Raw genomic sequence first — 13,503 nt, forward strand, 5'->3', positions numbered from 1 at the left:
GGCCCAGTTCAAAGGCAACTCGTACCTCTTCCTCCATAGTAATTCCTAAACCGCCATACTCTTCAGGGATAGTGAGTCCAAATAAACCGAGTTCACGCATTTTCTGGATGAGGTCTTCAGGAATTTTATCTGCTTCGGCAACTTCGTGTTCACGTGGAATAAGTTCATTTTTAACAAAATTTCGAATCGTTGAAAGCAGCTGTTCAAGCATTCCTTCATCACGGATCATCAGAGATCTCCCTACCTATTTATTTTAAACGCTATAGATTTTTCACTTCATTTAAATTTCACAATGAAAAATCTGGTTTTACTTATGCTGTTCTGAATAGTAAAAGATAAAATGCACAAAATTCAAGCTTTTTTGAAAATTAATTTCGTCGAGCGAAATTAATTTTTTTAATTAATATAAATCAAATAATTAATAAAATAATAAAAATGTTTTTAATTCTACTTCGAAATTAATTGCAAAAAAATTTAGACATAACAGGATAAAAAGAATATAGTTTTGCTATACGAAACAAAGTAATCAATATAATTAAGACCTAGGAATCAAGAGTTAAAGGCAATACTTGTCTTTTTCATTGCACTGAAATTTTAAGCTAAAACATAAAAACCCAGTGCTTTTCTAGAATCTTAATTAAGAAGATGGAATGTAAGAAATCCCAAATTTATAGGCCTTATATGTACTCATCACTGACTGCCAAGCTCTTCACAGATTGAACTGACAAATAAATGTAGCATGATGAATGACTTATAAGCCTTAAGCCGTAGTGATACCAAAATATTTTTTGAGTAATCAAAAATTACTCTCTTACTATCTCTGAAATGGAGTTTTCAAATGCTAAATGCCTATATTTACGATGGTTTACGTAGTCCGATTGGCCGTCATGGGGGTGTACTCGCGTCTATACGTCCTGATGATCTGGCAGCAGAAGTTATTAAAAAGCTCATTGAAAAAACAGGTGTACCAGGGACAGATATTGAAGATGTTATTCTGGGTGATACGAATCAGGCTGGCGAAGACAGCCGTAATGTAGCACGTATGGCTGTGTTATTGGCCGGTTTGCCAGTTACTGTACCCGGACAGACAGTAAACCGGTTATGTGCAAGTGGTTTAGGGGCTGTTATCGATTCGGCTCGTGCCATTACCTGTGGTGAAGGTGAACTGTATATTGCTGGTGGTGTAGAAAGCATGACCCGTGCACCATTTGTTATGGGCAAAGCAGAAACTGCATTTAGTCGTGAGGCAAAAATCTTTGATACCACTATTGGTTCACGTTTTCCTAATAAGAAAATTACTGCGCAGTATGGTGGCCATTCAATGCCTGAAACAGGCGATAATGTAGCTGTCGAATTTGGAATTACCCGTGAACAGGCGGATACCTTTGCTGCACAGTCACAGGCGAAATATCAGCAGGCAAAGACTGAAGGCTTCTTTGAAGGAGAAATTACTCCTATTGAAGTTTCTCAAGGTAAAAAGTTACCGCCTAAACTGGTTAGTGAAGATGAACATCCACGTCCATCTTCTAATTTTGAAGCTCTATCTAAATTAAAACCCTTGTTTGAAGGTGGTGTAGTTACTGCAGGAAATGCTTCTGGTATTAATGACGGCGCAGCAGCTCTACTGATCGGTTCAGAAACAGTTCAGGAAAAATACGGCTTAAAGCCAATGGCAAAAATTTTGTCAGCGGCAGCGGCAGGTATTGAACCACGTATTATGGGTGCGGGTCCTATTGAGGCAATTAAAAAAGCAGTCAGCCGTGCTGGTCTGACTCTTGATGATATGGACATTATTGAAATCAATGAAGCTTTTGCTTCACAGGTATTGTCCTGTTTGAAAGGTTTAGATGTAGATTTTAATGATCCGCGTGTTAATCCAAACGGAGGAGCAATTGCAGTAGGCCACCCTCTTGGTGCTTCTGGCGCGCGTCTTACACTAACAGTTGCACGTGAATTACAGCGCCGCCAGAAAAAATATGCGGTGATTAGTCTTTGTATTGGTGTAGGTCAAGGTCTGGCTATGGTCATTGAAAACGTTTCCTGATTTTTTGAGTTTAAAGATCCATTCACTATAAAAGTGGTGAATGGATTAATTTTGTTTAACGAAATATAATGAATAACATATTTATTTTTCATTATATTTGAGGCTTGAATGTCTGAAAGTACCAGAGTAGAAAAAACTGAAAAAATAACCAATCTGGATGAAATTCGTCTCGACCCTATCTCTCATATACATCGTGAAAATAATCCGCAATTTATTGCCTCTTTGGCACGTGGATTAGAGTTACTGCGCTGCTTTTCTGCTCATAAACAGGTCTTGGGTAATCAGGAACTGGCTAAGATGACAGGTTTACCGAAGCCGACAATTGCCCGTATTACTAATACATTGGTAAGCTTAGGCTATTTAAAACAGTTGCCAAATTCTACAAAGTACATGCTTGATATAGGTGTACTTTCCTTAGGCTATTCAGCCTTGTCTAATATCTCTATTCGCAATACTGCTCATCCGCTTATGGAAGAGATGAGTAAATATGCTCAGGCACCGGTCGCTATGGCAACCCGTGACCGGTTGAATATGATTTATATTGATGTAGTACAAGTAGAAAGCTCACTGAATATGCGTCGCCCTATTGGTTCGACTTTACCCATTTATAGCAGCTCTATGGGACGGGCCTGTCTGGCAGCTACACCAGAACATGAGCGCAATTTCTTGATGGATGCACTAGCCAAGAAAAATCCGGAGAACTGGCCTTCGATCAAACGTTCACTTGAACGTGCTTTTCGTGATTATCAGGACTATGGCTATTGTTTATCTTTAGGAGAATGGCATAAGGAAGTAAATTCTGTGGCGGTACCCTTGGTAAGCAGTCAGCATGGTTTATATGTCTTTAACTGTGGAGCACCCAGCTTCCAACTCAGTCCCGAGCGCCTCGAAGATGAAATCGGTCCGCGCCTGATTCATATGGTGCACAATATTCAGGACTCATTAAATGAAATTATATAAAATATAAAAAGTCCCCAACTTGTAAGGACAGGGACTTTTAAATTTACTGAATAATTTTCTTTTCTTTCAATTCTATAATTTCTGTTTCTGATAAATACCGGCTTAGAATATTTTCAGTATCTTGTGCTAAACACGGCGGCGCCTTTTGATACTCTACCGGTGTTTTTGAAAGTTTAATAGGTGAACCAATAGATGTATAGTTCTGCTGCAAAGAATGAGGCATGTTAACTACCATCTCCCGGGCAATCACCTGCTCTTCTTCTAAAGTCTGCTTTAAATTGTTAATCATGCCGACCGGGACTTTAACCTGATGAATGACTTTTACCCATTCCTCGGCTGGTCGTGTCATAAAGTGTTGCTGTAATAAAGCAGTCAATTCTTCCCGATAAGTGACACGCCCGGAATTTTGCCTGTAATGTGGATGAAGAGCTAACTCAGCCAGACCAATACTTTCACACAGTGCTTTAAACTGGCTATCATTACCACAGGCAATAATAAACTCGCCTTTTTCAGCTTTAAATACCTGATAAGGTACAATATTAGCATGAGCATTGCCGAAACGGCCCGGGACTTTTCCCGAGGTTAAATAATTCATGGCGAGAACAGATAAGGAAGCTACCTGTGTATCTAGCAGGGCCATGTCAATATGTTGACCCTCGCCCGTTTTTTCTCTGGAAAGCAGTGCTGCCTGAATAGCAATAGCTGAATAGAGCCCGGTGGTTAAATCTGCAAAAGCCAAGCCAGCCTTCTGGGGACCACCACCCGGCAGGTCATCCCGTTCGCCGGTAACACTCATCATACCGCCCATACCCTGAATAATAAAATCATATCCGGGCTCATCTGCACGAGGTCCTTTCTGTCCGAACCCTGTAATAGAACAATAAACGAGTCGCGGGTTGATTGCTGCTAACGTTTCATAATCAAGACCATATTTTTGAAGTGAACCCGCTTTATAATTTTCAATTAATACATCAGATTCAAGTACAAGTGTCCGGATAAGCTGCTGCCCTTCCAGAGTTGCCAGATCAATAGCGACTGAATGTTTACCCCGATTTGCAGAAAGATAGTAAGCAGACTCCTGAGTGTCTTGTCCTGAATCATCTTTTAACCAGGGTGGTCCCCAACGACGGGTATCATCACCACTATAGGGTTTTTCAATTTTGATGACTTCAGCACCCAAGTCAGCCAGAATCTGACTGCACCAAGGGCCTGCCAGAATGCGGCTTAGATCCAGCACTCTAAAACCTGTCAAAGCACCCATCATTCTACTCCTTACTCTTGTTCTAATTTCCCTAGAAATAAAGTATATTTATTTCATCAAACGAAATAATATTTTATATATAACACAAAACTATAGATATTATATAAAATATTAAGCTATATTTAGATAAATTAATTTTGCAGAGTAAAATTAATTTTTATTATTAGTTTATTTCAGTGCCAGAAAATTATTCATATAGATTTTTAGTCTTTTCCTTTGTAAAGAATATAACTCCAAGGAGTCAGGATGATTCGTAATCAGGAAACACTGGATCAGTTACTTCATATGATTCAGCAATTTGTTAAAAATGAATTAATGCCACGTGAACATGAAGTGGCTGAAAAAGATGAAATGCCTCAGGACATTATTGACCAGATGAAAGCATTAGGCCTGTTTGGTCTCACTATTCCTGAGGAATATGGCGGTTTAGGACTGACCATGGAAGAAGAACTTTATGTAGCCTTTGAAATTGGTCGTACCTCACCTGCTTTCCGCTCTATTTTTGGAACTAATAATGGAATTGGTTCAAGTGGTATTATTATTGACGGAACTGAGGAGCAAAAACAGAAGTATTTACCACGCTATGCCAGTGGTGAAATTATCGGTTCATTTTGCCTGACTGAACCGGAATCAGGTTCTGATGCCGCATCTTTAAAGACTACAGCAGTGAAAGATGGCGATTTCTATATCCTGAATGGTACTAAACGCTATATCACCAATGCGCCGCTAGCAAGTACCTATACCGTAATGGCCAGAACCAATCCTGAAATTAAAGGCGCAGGCGGTATTTCCGCTTTTGTAGTTGACCGCCATACTTCAGGCATTAGCTTAGGTAAAAAAGATAAAAAGATGGGGCAGCAAGGTACTTATACCTGTGATGTTATCTTTGAAAACTGTCGTGTACCTGCCTCTGCCCTGATTGGAGGTGTGGAAGGTATTGGCTTTAAAACAGCCATGAAAGTCCTTGATAAAGGACGTCTGCATATTTCAGCAGTCAGTGTTGGCGCAGCCGAACGTATGCTGGATGACACACTGCGGTATGCCGTTGAACGTAAACAGTTCGGTCAGCCAATTGCCAGTTTCCAGTTAATCCAGGCCATGCTGGCAGACTCCAAAGCTGAAATCTATGCAGCCAAATGTATGGTACTCGATGCTGCACGTCGTCGTGACCAAGGACTGAATGTTTCTACTGAGTCATCTTGTGCCAAGCTGTTTGCTACGGAAATGTGTGGCCGTGTTGCAGACCGCTGTATACAGATTCATGGAGGGGCTGGCTATATCAGTGAATACAGTATTGAACGTTTTTATCGGGACGTACGCCTGTTCCGTCTTTATGAGGGAACTTCACAAATCCAGCAGATCATTATTGCTAAAAATATGATTAATCAGGTTAAGGATTAACCTTTGAGTTTCAGGATGAATTATGACCACACCACTGATGCCGGAAACCCTTATCCGGCCAATTTCTAAAACTACACAGCGAATCGCTTTTGTTTTTGCATTTTTGGCACTGTTAATTGATGGTGCCGATATGCTGCTACTGTCTTTTAGCTTAACCAGTTTAAAAGCCGAATTTGGACTGACCAATTTACAGGCGGGTGCATTAGGCAGTTTTACTCTGGCAGGGATGGCACTAGGAGGTTTCATGGGTGGCTGGGCCTGTGATTATCTTGGACGGGTTCGAACAGTCGTGATCTCGATTCTGGTATTTTCATTATTAACTGCGGCACTCGGCTTTACACAAAGTTTTGAGCAGTTTGCTATCATCCGCTTTCTTTCAGCTTTCGGCATTGGTTCCTTATATATTGCAGCCAATACGTTAATGGCTGAGTACGTACCTACTGAATATCGAACTACAATACTGGGGACTCTACAGGCTGGCTGGACAGTCGGCTATATTGTAGCAACTTTGCTAGCGGGTTGGATTATTCCTGAACATGGCTGGCGGGTATTATTTTTTATAGCCATTATTCCTTCGGTATTGGCATTATTTATTCAGAAACTGGTTCCCGAACCGGAATCCTGGCAGCGAGCCCGTCTGGAGCGTCTATCCGCTTCACGGGTTACTGTACAGGCACAGCCGGTAAAACAGCAAAGTACAGTCAAAATAATTTTTGCAGATAAGCGTAATCGCAGAATGTTCATGCTGTGGATTTTAACTGCCGGCTTTTTACAGTTTGGGTATTATGGTGTAAACAACTGGATGCCAGCTTATCTCGAATCCGAACTGGGGATGAACTTTAAAGCCATGACTGGCTACATGATTGGAACCTATATTGCCATGATCTTTGGCAAGATTATTGCCGGTTATGCAGCTGACCGCTTGGGCCGACGCTTTGTATTTGCTTTTGGGGCTATTGGTACAGCTATATTTTTACCTGTGATTGTAATATTTAACTCTCCAGATAATATTGCCTATTTGCTGATTTTCTTCGGTTTCCTTTATGGAATTCCTTACGCCATCAATGCCACTTACATGACTGAAAGTTTTGCTACCAATATTCGCGGAACAGCTGTGGGTGGAGCTTATAATGCTGGCCGTATTGGTGCCATGTTTGCTCCGGCAATTATTGGTGCGGCTGCAAGTGGTGGCTCTATCGGTCTTGGTTTTTTGATCATGGGCGGAGCTTATTTCTTATGCGGTGCAGTATCAGGAATCTTTATTAAAGACCGTCAATATGACCCGCAGAAAACAGCTTAAAGGCTTAACTTGGTAAAGCCTCTACAGAGGCTTTTAATACTAAGAGAATATGAAAAATACGCTTTATACTCCAACAATTATATTAATGGCAATTGCTGCCGGTATCTGTACCGGTAGTAATTATTTTAGTCAGCCACTCATTCATTCTATGAGTCAAAATTTGCAATTACCAGAAACCCTTGTTTCCTGGGTACCTACTTTGGCACAAATTGCTTATGCCTGTGGCCTGCTCCTGCTGATGCCTCTTGGAGATATTCTCGAAAAACGCCGCCTACTCTTCTGTTTCATGCTATTTGCTGCACTTGGCCTGATCATCAGCGGTATTTCACAGCATATAAGTCTGCTTATACTGGGTACACTCATTACTGGTCTATTTTCTGTAGCTGCGCAGCTATTATTACCTTTAGCAGCCAGTCTGGTTCCAGCACAACAGAGTGGTCGGGTGGTGGGTTTCCTGCTTAGCGGTTTAATGATGGGGGTTCTTCTTGCCCGTTCCCTTTCAGGTTTGGCCTCAAGTTTATTTGCATGGAATTTTATCTATCTGGCCAGTGGTATCTTACTTTTCTGTATTGCTTTTATATTACATCGAAATATCGGGGTTTTTCCGCCTACCAGCACTGAAAGCTATGCTTATACTCTACGCTCGTTAGCCTCTATTTTTTTGACAAATCAACGCTTACGCCGGCGCAGCTATATTGGCGGATTAACCTTTGCTGGGGTAAGTATGACATTTACTACTACGTCACTACTACTTGCACCAGCTCCTTATCATATGAGCGATTTTAGTATTGGATTATTTGGTCTGGTTGGCATCGTTGGTGTATTTATAGCTAATTTCACGGGTAAGTTTATTGACCGGGGATATATTCACCAGATTTCTATTTTATGTAGTCTGGGTCTTATCATTTGCTGGCTATTATTTTTACTTACACCTTATCAATTAGCGTTTTATATGATGGCAACGCTTATCCTTTACGCATCACTCTCTGCAATTCATGTAACCAATCAAAGCATAGTATTTAAATTAAGTGAAAACCTCAGATCTCGTTTTAATGCTATTTATATGACAGGTTATTTTGCAGGAGGAGCATTAGGGACTACCGCCGGAGCCTATGCCTGGACTCATTTTGGCTGGACAGGCACCTGCACGTTAGGCATGATATTTGCAATTACCTGTCTAGTGATTTGTATTCTGGAAGAACGAACTGCTTTACCGCTTCAATCATAACAATGCATTGATCTTCCTGACCAATGCATCATATTTTAACTGATTTCAGTACGGATATTATTCACCATATGTAGCAGGCGCGGTGCAATATCTTCTTCAAGTTTTTCACGTTTCATAATGAAACTTGGTCCACCGCAGTTAAAAACCAGTAAACCATGCTGTTCATGAATTAAAGGCACCGCGACCGAGTTCACATCCTTATGCCATTCTCCAATCGAGAAACAGTAGCCAAAATCCTGATAATCCTTAAAGGCACGGTCAAGATCACGGTTAATCTTGAACCAGTCTTCCTTATATTTTAAACGGATAGCATCAAGCAGAAAATCACGTTCATCTTCTGGCATAGCTGCCAGACAAGCCCGACCCATAGAACTTAAATGAATAGGTAAATAAGTTCCTACCTGTCTTCGCATGGTGATATTGCCTTTCCCCTGCACGACATCCAAATAAATCATGTTTAACCGGTCTCGGGTTGCCATGGCTACTGCTGCACCTGCATAGTCAGCGAGTTCTTTCATATAAGGATTAGCAATTGAACGAATCGATACATTAGCCAGCATGGAGTAACCGAATGCCAGTACCCCAACAGACAGCTGAAACTTGCTCGAATTTGGAACCTGCTTAATATAACCCAGACGTGACAACGTATGAGTCAGACGGGTAATAGTGGGTTTAGGTAAACCGGTTAATTGAGCTAGTTCCTGATTTCCTAAATGTTGGTGCTTAGGTGTAAAACAACGTAGCAGTTCCAGACCACGGGCCAAGGCAGTAATAAACTGCCGATCATTCTCATCCTGCATATCTTCAATTGGATGTAGTAACTCATGTCTTAAAGGAGCCAAAATTTTTTCTGTTTGTTCTATATCATTGGTATTATCCATGACTCTTTCTCAACCTACTAATGTTTCGCATTGCGAAATTATAATCTATAATTATATTAAATAGCAAAGAAGCAAACTGGCCGATTGCTTCTTTTTTATCAGTTTACTCAATAATACCTTCGGCTTTTAATTTTTTTAAGTGTTCCTGAGAGGCAACGCGTCTTAAAATCTGCTCAGTATGTTCTCCTAGCGTTGGAGGCGCGCGACGGTATTCTACTGGTGTACGCGACATTTTTATTGGTGAACCAATAACTGTCAGTTTTTGCTTATATGGATGTGGCATCTCAACCAGCATTTTTCGGGCTATTACTTGTGGTTCCCGAAAAGCCTGTTCCAGGTTATTAATTACTCCCACAGGTACTTTAACTGCATGAATAGCTGTTACCCATTCATCTGCAGTTTTCTTCAAGAAATGCTTCGATAAAATATCAATAATTTCAGTACGATGTTTGATTCGGTCAGCATTACGGCTAAAGCGTGGGTCATTTGGTAATTCTGCTAATCCAATACTCTGACACAACTGGATAAACTGTTTATCATTCCCACAAGCAATAATAAAATCCCGATCGGCCGCTTTGAATACCTGATACGGAACAATATTGGCATGCGCATTGCCATAACGGCCCGGTACTTTTCCTGAAGCCAGATAGTTCATCCCCTGATTTGCCAGCGTGGCAATTTGTACATCCAGCAAAGCCATATCAATATATTGGCCCAATCCGGTTTCATGCCGGTTCAGCAGTGCTGCCTGAATGGCAATCGTAGAATAAAGGCCTGTAGCCAAATCAGAAAATGCCACACCAACCTTTTGTGGGCCGCCTCCAGGCAAATCATCTTTTTCCCCAGTAACAGACATTAACCCACCCATCCCCTGGATGATAAAGTCATAACCAGGTTCTTCAGCACGTGGTCCGTCTTGACCGAAACCGGTAATAGAACAGTAAACCAGTTGCGGATTGATTGCAGCTAAACTGTCGTAGTCCAGACCATATTTTTTCAGTGAACCTGTCTTATAGTTTTCAATAACTACATCAGTATCCTGAATTAAAGCTTTGATCAGCTCCTGCCCTTCCAAACTGGCAATGTCAATTGCTACAGAGAGTTTATTACGGTTCGCAGATTGATAATAAGCAGCTTCACGTGTGTCATCACCTGCATCATTCTTCATCCAGGGTGGCCCCCAGCTACGAGTATCATCACCATGCTGAGGTCGCTCTACCTTAATTACTTCAGCCCCCAGATCTGCCAGTATTTGCCCACACCAAGGGCCTGCCAATACACGACTCAGATCAAGTACACGAATTCCTGTTAGTGCTCCCATTTTTATCTCACTATTTGTTTAGTTTGCTATAACAAATCTTAATCTCTATTTACTCAAGATTAAGTTTCGCCTAGCGATATTATTTATTTTAATATACTCTCAATTTATGTAAAACAAAACTCTAGAGATAAGATATTTTCTGAAATATAAGAACTGTCTAAGCAAAATCAAAAGTTTAATAAGTTAGCTGTAATAGAAATTAATATCGCATTGCAAAATAAATTATCAAAATATATTGTCATGTGAAATCATTTTCTTTAGTATGCCCAAAAAGAAATATACCGGCTCGTCCGCTTATACCACTTCTGTGGTGAAAATAACGACCAAGGAGATGAAATGGTTCGTGATCAGGAAACCCTGGATCAACTACTTGATATGTTACGTCAGTTTGTTGAAGGCGTACTTATTCCGAGGGAAACTGAAGTAGCAGAAACAGATGAAATTCCAGCAGATATTGTTCAGCAAATGCGTGAACTCGGATTATTTGGACTGACTATTCCTGAAGAATATGAAGGTCTGGGTTTAACCATGGAAGAAGAAGTACGAGTTGCCTTTGAACTGGGTCGCACTTCACCTGCCTTTCGCTCACTTATTGGAACAAATAATGGTATTGGTTCTAGCGCAATCTTGATTGATGGCACGGAGGAGCAAAAACAGTATTATCTCCCGCGTTTTGCTAAAGGGGAAATTATTGGCTCGTTTTGCCTGACTGAACCAGAATCAGGTTCTGATGCCGCATCTTTACGCACGACTGCAGTGAAAGATGGCGATTTTTATATCCTGAATGGTACCAAGCGTTTTATTACTAATGCTCCACATGCAGGTGCATTTACAGTCATGGCACGTACTAACTCTGAAGTTAAAGGCTCAGGCGGTATTTCTGCATTCATTATTGATAGCAAGACACCCGGAATATCTCTAGGTAAACGTGACCAAAAAATGGGGCAAAAAGGTGCTCATACCTGTGACGTCATCTTTGAAAACTGTCGTGTACCCGCCTCTGCCCTGATTGGAGGAGTGGAAGGGATCGGTTTTAAAACGGCCATGAAAGTCCTTGATAAAGGACGTCTACATATTGCTGCTTTAAGTGTAGGTGCTGCGGTACGTATGCTGGATGACGCACTGCGTTATGCCGTTGAACGTAAACAGTTCGGTGAGCCAATTGCCAGTGGCCAGTTAATCCAGGCCATGCTGGCAGACTCCAAAGCTGAAATCTATGCAGCCAGATGTATGGTGCTCGATGCTGCCCGGCGTCGGGACCAGGGTGAAAATACCAGTACGGAAGCATCATGCTCAAAAATGTTCGCAACGGAAATGTGTGGCCGTGTTGCAGATCGCTGCGTACAGATTCATGGAGGAGCTGGCTATATCAGTGAATACAGCATTGAACGTTTCTATCGGGATGTACGCCTGTTCCGTCTTTATGAAGGAACCACACAGATTCAGCAAATTATTATTGCACGCAATATGATTCGTGAAATGACTCAATAAAACCTCAAGCGCTTTAAGGAAAATTAAAGCGCCCTTAATAGTAAGTAATGGATTATGTCTATAAACACAATAACTTCAAGCATTGGCCCGAATACCTGGAAAATTGCATTCTTATTTGCATTTTTAGCTTTACTGGTCGATGGCGCTGATTTAATGCTGCTTTCTTATAGCCTCAACAGTATTAAGGCAGATTTCGGACTGAGTACTGTTGAGGCTGGCATGCTGGGTAGTTTTACTTTAGCTGGTATGGCAATTGGCGGTATCTTTGGGGGCTGGGCCTGCGACCGCTTTGGCAGGGTCAGAATAGTTGTAATTTCAATTTTAACCTTTTCAGTTTTGACCTGTGGCTTGGGCTTTACGCAAAGCTTTATGCAGTTTGGTATTCTACGTTTTTTTGCTTCATTAGGTCTAGGTTCTCTTTACATCGCCTGTAATACTTTAATGGCAGAATATGTTCCTACCCGATACCGCACTACTGTATTAGGTACCTTACAAGCTGGCTGGACAGTGGGTTATATTGTAGCAACTTTGCTAGCCGGCTGGATTATTCCTGATCATGGATGGCGCATGCTGTTTTATGTTGCAATTATTCCAATTGCTATCGCTATCTTTATGCACATTCTGGTTCCAGAACCGGAAGCCTGGCAACAATCTCGCTTGAATAAAGCGATAAATAATCATCACCAGAAAAAAGAGTCAGCCTTTAAACTTATTTTCCAAGATAAACGTAACCGCAATATGTTTATACTCTGGGCACTTACTGCCGGCTTCCTTCAGTTTGGCTACTATGGCGTAAATAACTGGATGCCTTCTTATCTGGAAAGTGAACTTGGAATGAAGTTCAAAGAAATGACTGCTTATATGGTAGGAACTTATACTGCAATGATTCTAGGTAAAGTTCTTGCAGGTTATATGGCGGATAAACTGGGTCGCCGCTTTACCTATGCTTTTGGTGCTATAGGAACTGCTGTATTTCTACCATTAATTGTATTTTATAATTCGCCAGAGAATATCCTGTACTTATTGATAATTTTCGGTTTTCTGTATGGCGTACCATATGGTGTAAATGCAACCTACATGACTGAAAGTTTTGCAACTGCAATTCGTGGTACAGCAATTGGAGGAGCATATAATGTCGGGCGTCTGGGCGCAGCGATTGCTCCTGCAACTATTGGTTATCTGGCTTCTGGTGGTTCAATTGGCTTAGGCTTTGTAGTCATGGGAGCAGCCTACTTTATCTGTGGAGTTATTCCAGCCCTCTTTATCAAAGAGAAACAATATGACCCCCAGAACTCTTGAGTTCTTTTCCCCAATAACTGGCCAAAAACCAGTTATTGGAATTTTTTATATAAAAATCCAAATCTAAAACATATATAGATTTAATAGTTTCTAAATATATTCAACTCAGCCTTTTAAAAGAGTTTTAGATACAGTTCTCTGCATTTATTTTTCCTGTTCACCTTTATAGTGAAAAGATAGTTTATTTTAGCATCTCAATATATGTGCTATTCAGTAGAGAGTTGCCTTTTTACAAATAACAAATTAATATATCGCTAAGCGAAATGGTGTTTCTAATTATGGAAAATATAGAAAGAGAATCGATGGAGTTTGACGTA

The 13,503-nt window shown here is 40.9% G+C and carries 11 protein-coding genes; 7 read left to right on the forward strand and 4 right to left on the reverse strand.

Translation table 11 applies throughout. The annotated features are described in order from the left end of the window. Positions 1–229, reverse strand: a 229-nt coding sequence (locus B3X18_RS04975) for an acyl-CoA dehydrogenase family protein (RefSeq protein ID WP_286935166.1), incomplete at its 3' end; no start/stop codon positions are given. Positions 230–838: 609 nt separating this feature from the next. Between B3X18_RS04975 and B3X18_RS04980 the strand changes: the two genes are divergently transcribed. Together B3X18_RS04980 and B3X18_RS04985 are read left to right on the forward strand one after the other, a co-directional pair. Continuing rightward, entirely contained in the window at positions 839–2,044 is a 1,206-nt protein-coding gene (locus B3X18_RS04980; protein ID WP_026444194.1) for a 3-oxoadipyl-CoA thiolase, read from the forward strand. A 108-nt stretch (positions 2,045–2,152) separates the two neighbouring features. Further along, a complete protein-coding gene (locus B3X18_RS04985) occupies positions 2,153–3,004 on the forward strand; it encodes an IclR family transcriptional regulator (RefSeq protein WP_017401240.1) in 852 nt (283 codons plus the stop codon). A gap of 43 nt (positions 3,005–3,047) precedes the next feature. On the opposite strand, the gene B3X18_RS04990 is transcribed toward B3X18_RS04985, so the two are convergent. Further along, entirely contained in the window at positions 3,048–4,265 is a 1,218-nt protein-coding gene (locus B3X18_RS04990; protein ID WP_017401241.1) for a CaiB/BaiF CoA transferase family protein, read from the reverse strand. Between the two features lie 246 nt (positions 4,266–4,511). On the opposite strand from B3X18_RS04990, the gene B3X18_RS04995 reads away from it, so the two are divergent. Genes B3X18_RS04995 through B3X18_RS05005 form a run of 3 tightly spaced genes read left to right on the forward strand, consistent with a single transcriptional unit; the run spans position 4,512 to position 8,194 of the window. Next, a complete protein-coding gene (locus B3X18_RS04995) occupies positions 4,512–5,666 on the forward strand; it encodes an acyl-CoA dehydrogenase family protein (protein ID WP_017401242.1) in 1,155 nt (384 codons plus the stop codon). A 22-nt stretch (positions 5,667–5,688) separates the two neighbouring features. Next, positions 5,689–6,966, forward strand: a complete 1,278-nt coding sequence (locus tag B3X18_RS05000; RefSeq protein WP_005014163.1) for an MFS transporter — start codon at positions 5,689–5,691, stop codon at positions 6,964–6,966. A 49-nt stretch (positions 6,967–7,015) separates the two neighbouring features. Then, on the forward strand, positions 7,016–8,194 hold the full coding sequence (locus tag B3X18_RS05005; RefSeq protein WP_005026001.1) for an MFS transporter: 1,179 nt from the start codon (positions 7,016–7,018) through the stop codon (positions 8,192–8,194). 35 nt (positions 8,195–8,229) lie between these two features. Here the strand turns inward: B3X18_RS05005 and B3X18_RS05010 are convergent, their stop codons facing one another. Together B3X18_RS05010 and B3X18_RS05015 are read right to left on the reverse strand one after the other, a co-directional pair. After that, positions 8,230–9,075: an IclR family transcriptional regulator gene (locus tag B3X18_RS05010; protein WP_005014160.1), complete on the reverse strand. Its 846-nt coding sequence runs from the start codon at positions 9,073–9,075 to the stop codon at positions 8,230–8,232. Positions 9,076–9,178: 103 nt separating this feature from the next. Next, positions 9,179–10,396 (reverse strand): CaiB/BaiF CoA transferase family protein, encoded by a 1,218-nt coding sequence (locus B3X18_RS05015; protein ID WP_005026003.1) that lies wholly within the window; start codon positions 10,394–10,396, stop codon positions 9,179–9,181. A 336-nt stretch (positions 10,397–10,732) separates the two neighbouring features. On the opposite strand from B3X18_RS05015, the gene B3X18_RS05020 reads away from it, so the two are divergent. Then, a complete protein-coding gene (locus B3X18_RS05020; RefSeq protein ID WP_017401243.1) occupies positions 10,733–11,887 on the forward strand; it encodes an acyl-CoA dehydrogenase family protein in 1,155 nt (384 codons plus the stop codon). A gap of 54 nt (positions 11,888–11,941) precedes the next feature. Beyond that, on the forward strand, positions 11,942–13,186 hold the full coding sequence (locus B3X18_RS05025; RefSeq protein ID WP_005014155.1) for an MFS transporter: 1,245 nt from the start codon (positions 11,942–11,944) through the stop codon (positions 13,184–13,186). The last annotated feature ends 317 nt before the right edge of the window (positions 13,187–13,503 follow it).

It is taken from the genome of Acinetobacter sp. UBA6571, from assembly GCF_002434085.1.
Taxonomy (GTDB): domain Bacteria; phylum Pseudomonadota; class Gammaproteobacteria; order Pseudomonadales; family Moraxellaceae; genus Acinetobacter; species Acinetobacter radioresistens.

Bases quoted from the DNA above. Each gene is read 5' to 3' on its own strand.
- B3X18_RS05025 (WP_005014155.1), top strand. From the start codon at position 11,942: ATGTCTATAAACACAATAACTTCAAGCATTGGCCCGAATACCTGGAAA.
- B3X18_RS05020 (WP_017401243.1), top strand. From the start codon at position 10,733: ATGGTTCGTGATCAGGAAACCCTGGATCAACTACTTGATATGTTACGT.
- B3X18_RS05010 (WP_005014160.1), bottom strand. From the start codon at position 9,075: ATGGATAATACCAATGATATAGAACAAACAGAAAAAATTTTGGCTCCT.
- B3X18_RS04990 (WP_017401241.1), bottom strand. From the start codon at position 4,265: ATGGGTGCTTTGACAGGTTTTAGAGTGCTGGATCTAAGCCGCATTCTG.
- B3X18_RS05015 (WP_005026003.1), bottom strand. From the start codon at position 10,396: ATGGGAGCACTAACAGGAATTCGTGTACTTGATCTGAGTCGTGTATTG.
- B3X18_RS04985 (WP_017401240.1), top strand. From the start codon at position 2,153: ATGTCTGAAAGTACCAGAGTAGAAAAAACTGAAAAAATAACCAATCTG.
- B3X18_RS05000 (WP_005014163.1), top strand. From the start codon at position 5,689: ATGACCACACCACTGATGCCGGAAACCCTTATCCGGCCAATTTCTAAA.
- B3X18_RS05005 (WP_005026001.1), top strand. From the start codon at position 7,016: ATGAAAAATACGCTTTATACTCCAACAATTATATTAATGGCAATTGCT.
- B3X18_RS04980 (WP_026444194.1), top strand. From the start codon at position 839: ATGCTAAATGCCTATATTTACGATGGTTTACGTAGTCCGATTGGCCGT.
- B3X18_RS04995 (WP_017401242.1), top strand. From the start codon at position 4,512: ATGATTCGTAATCAGGAAACACTGGATCAGTTACTTCATATGATTCAG.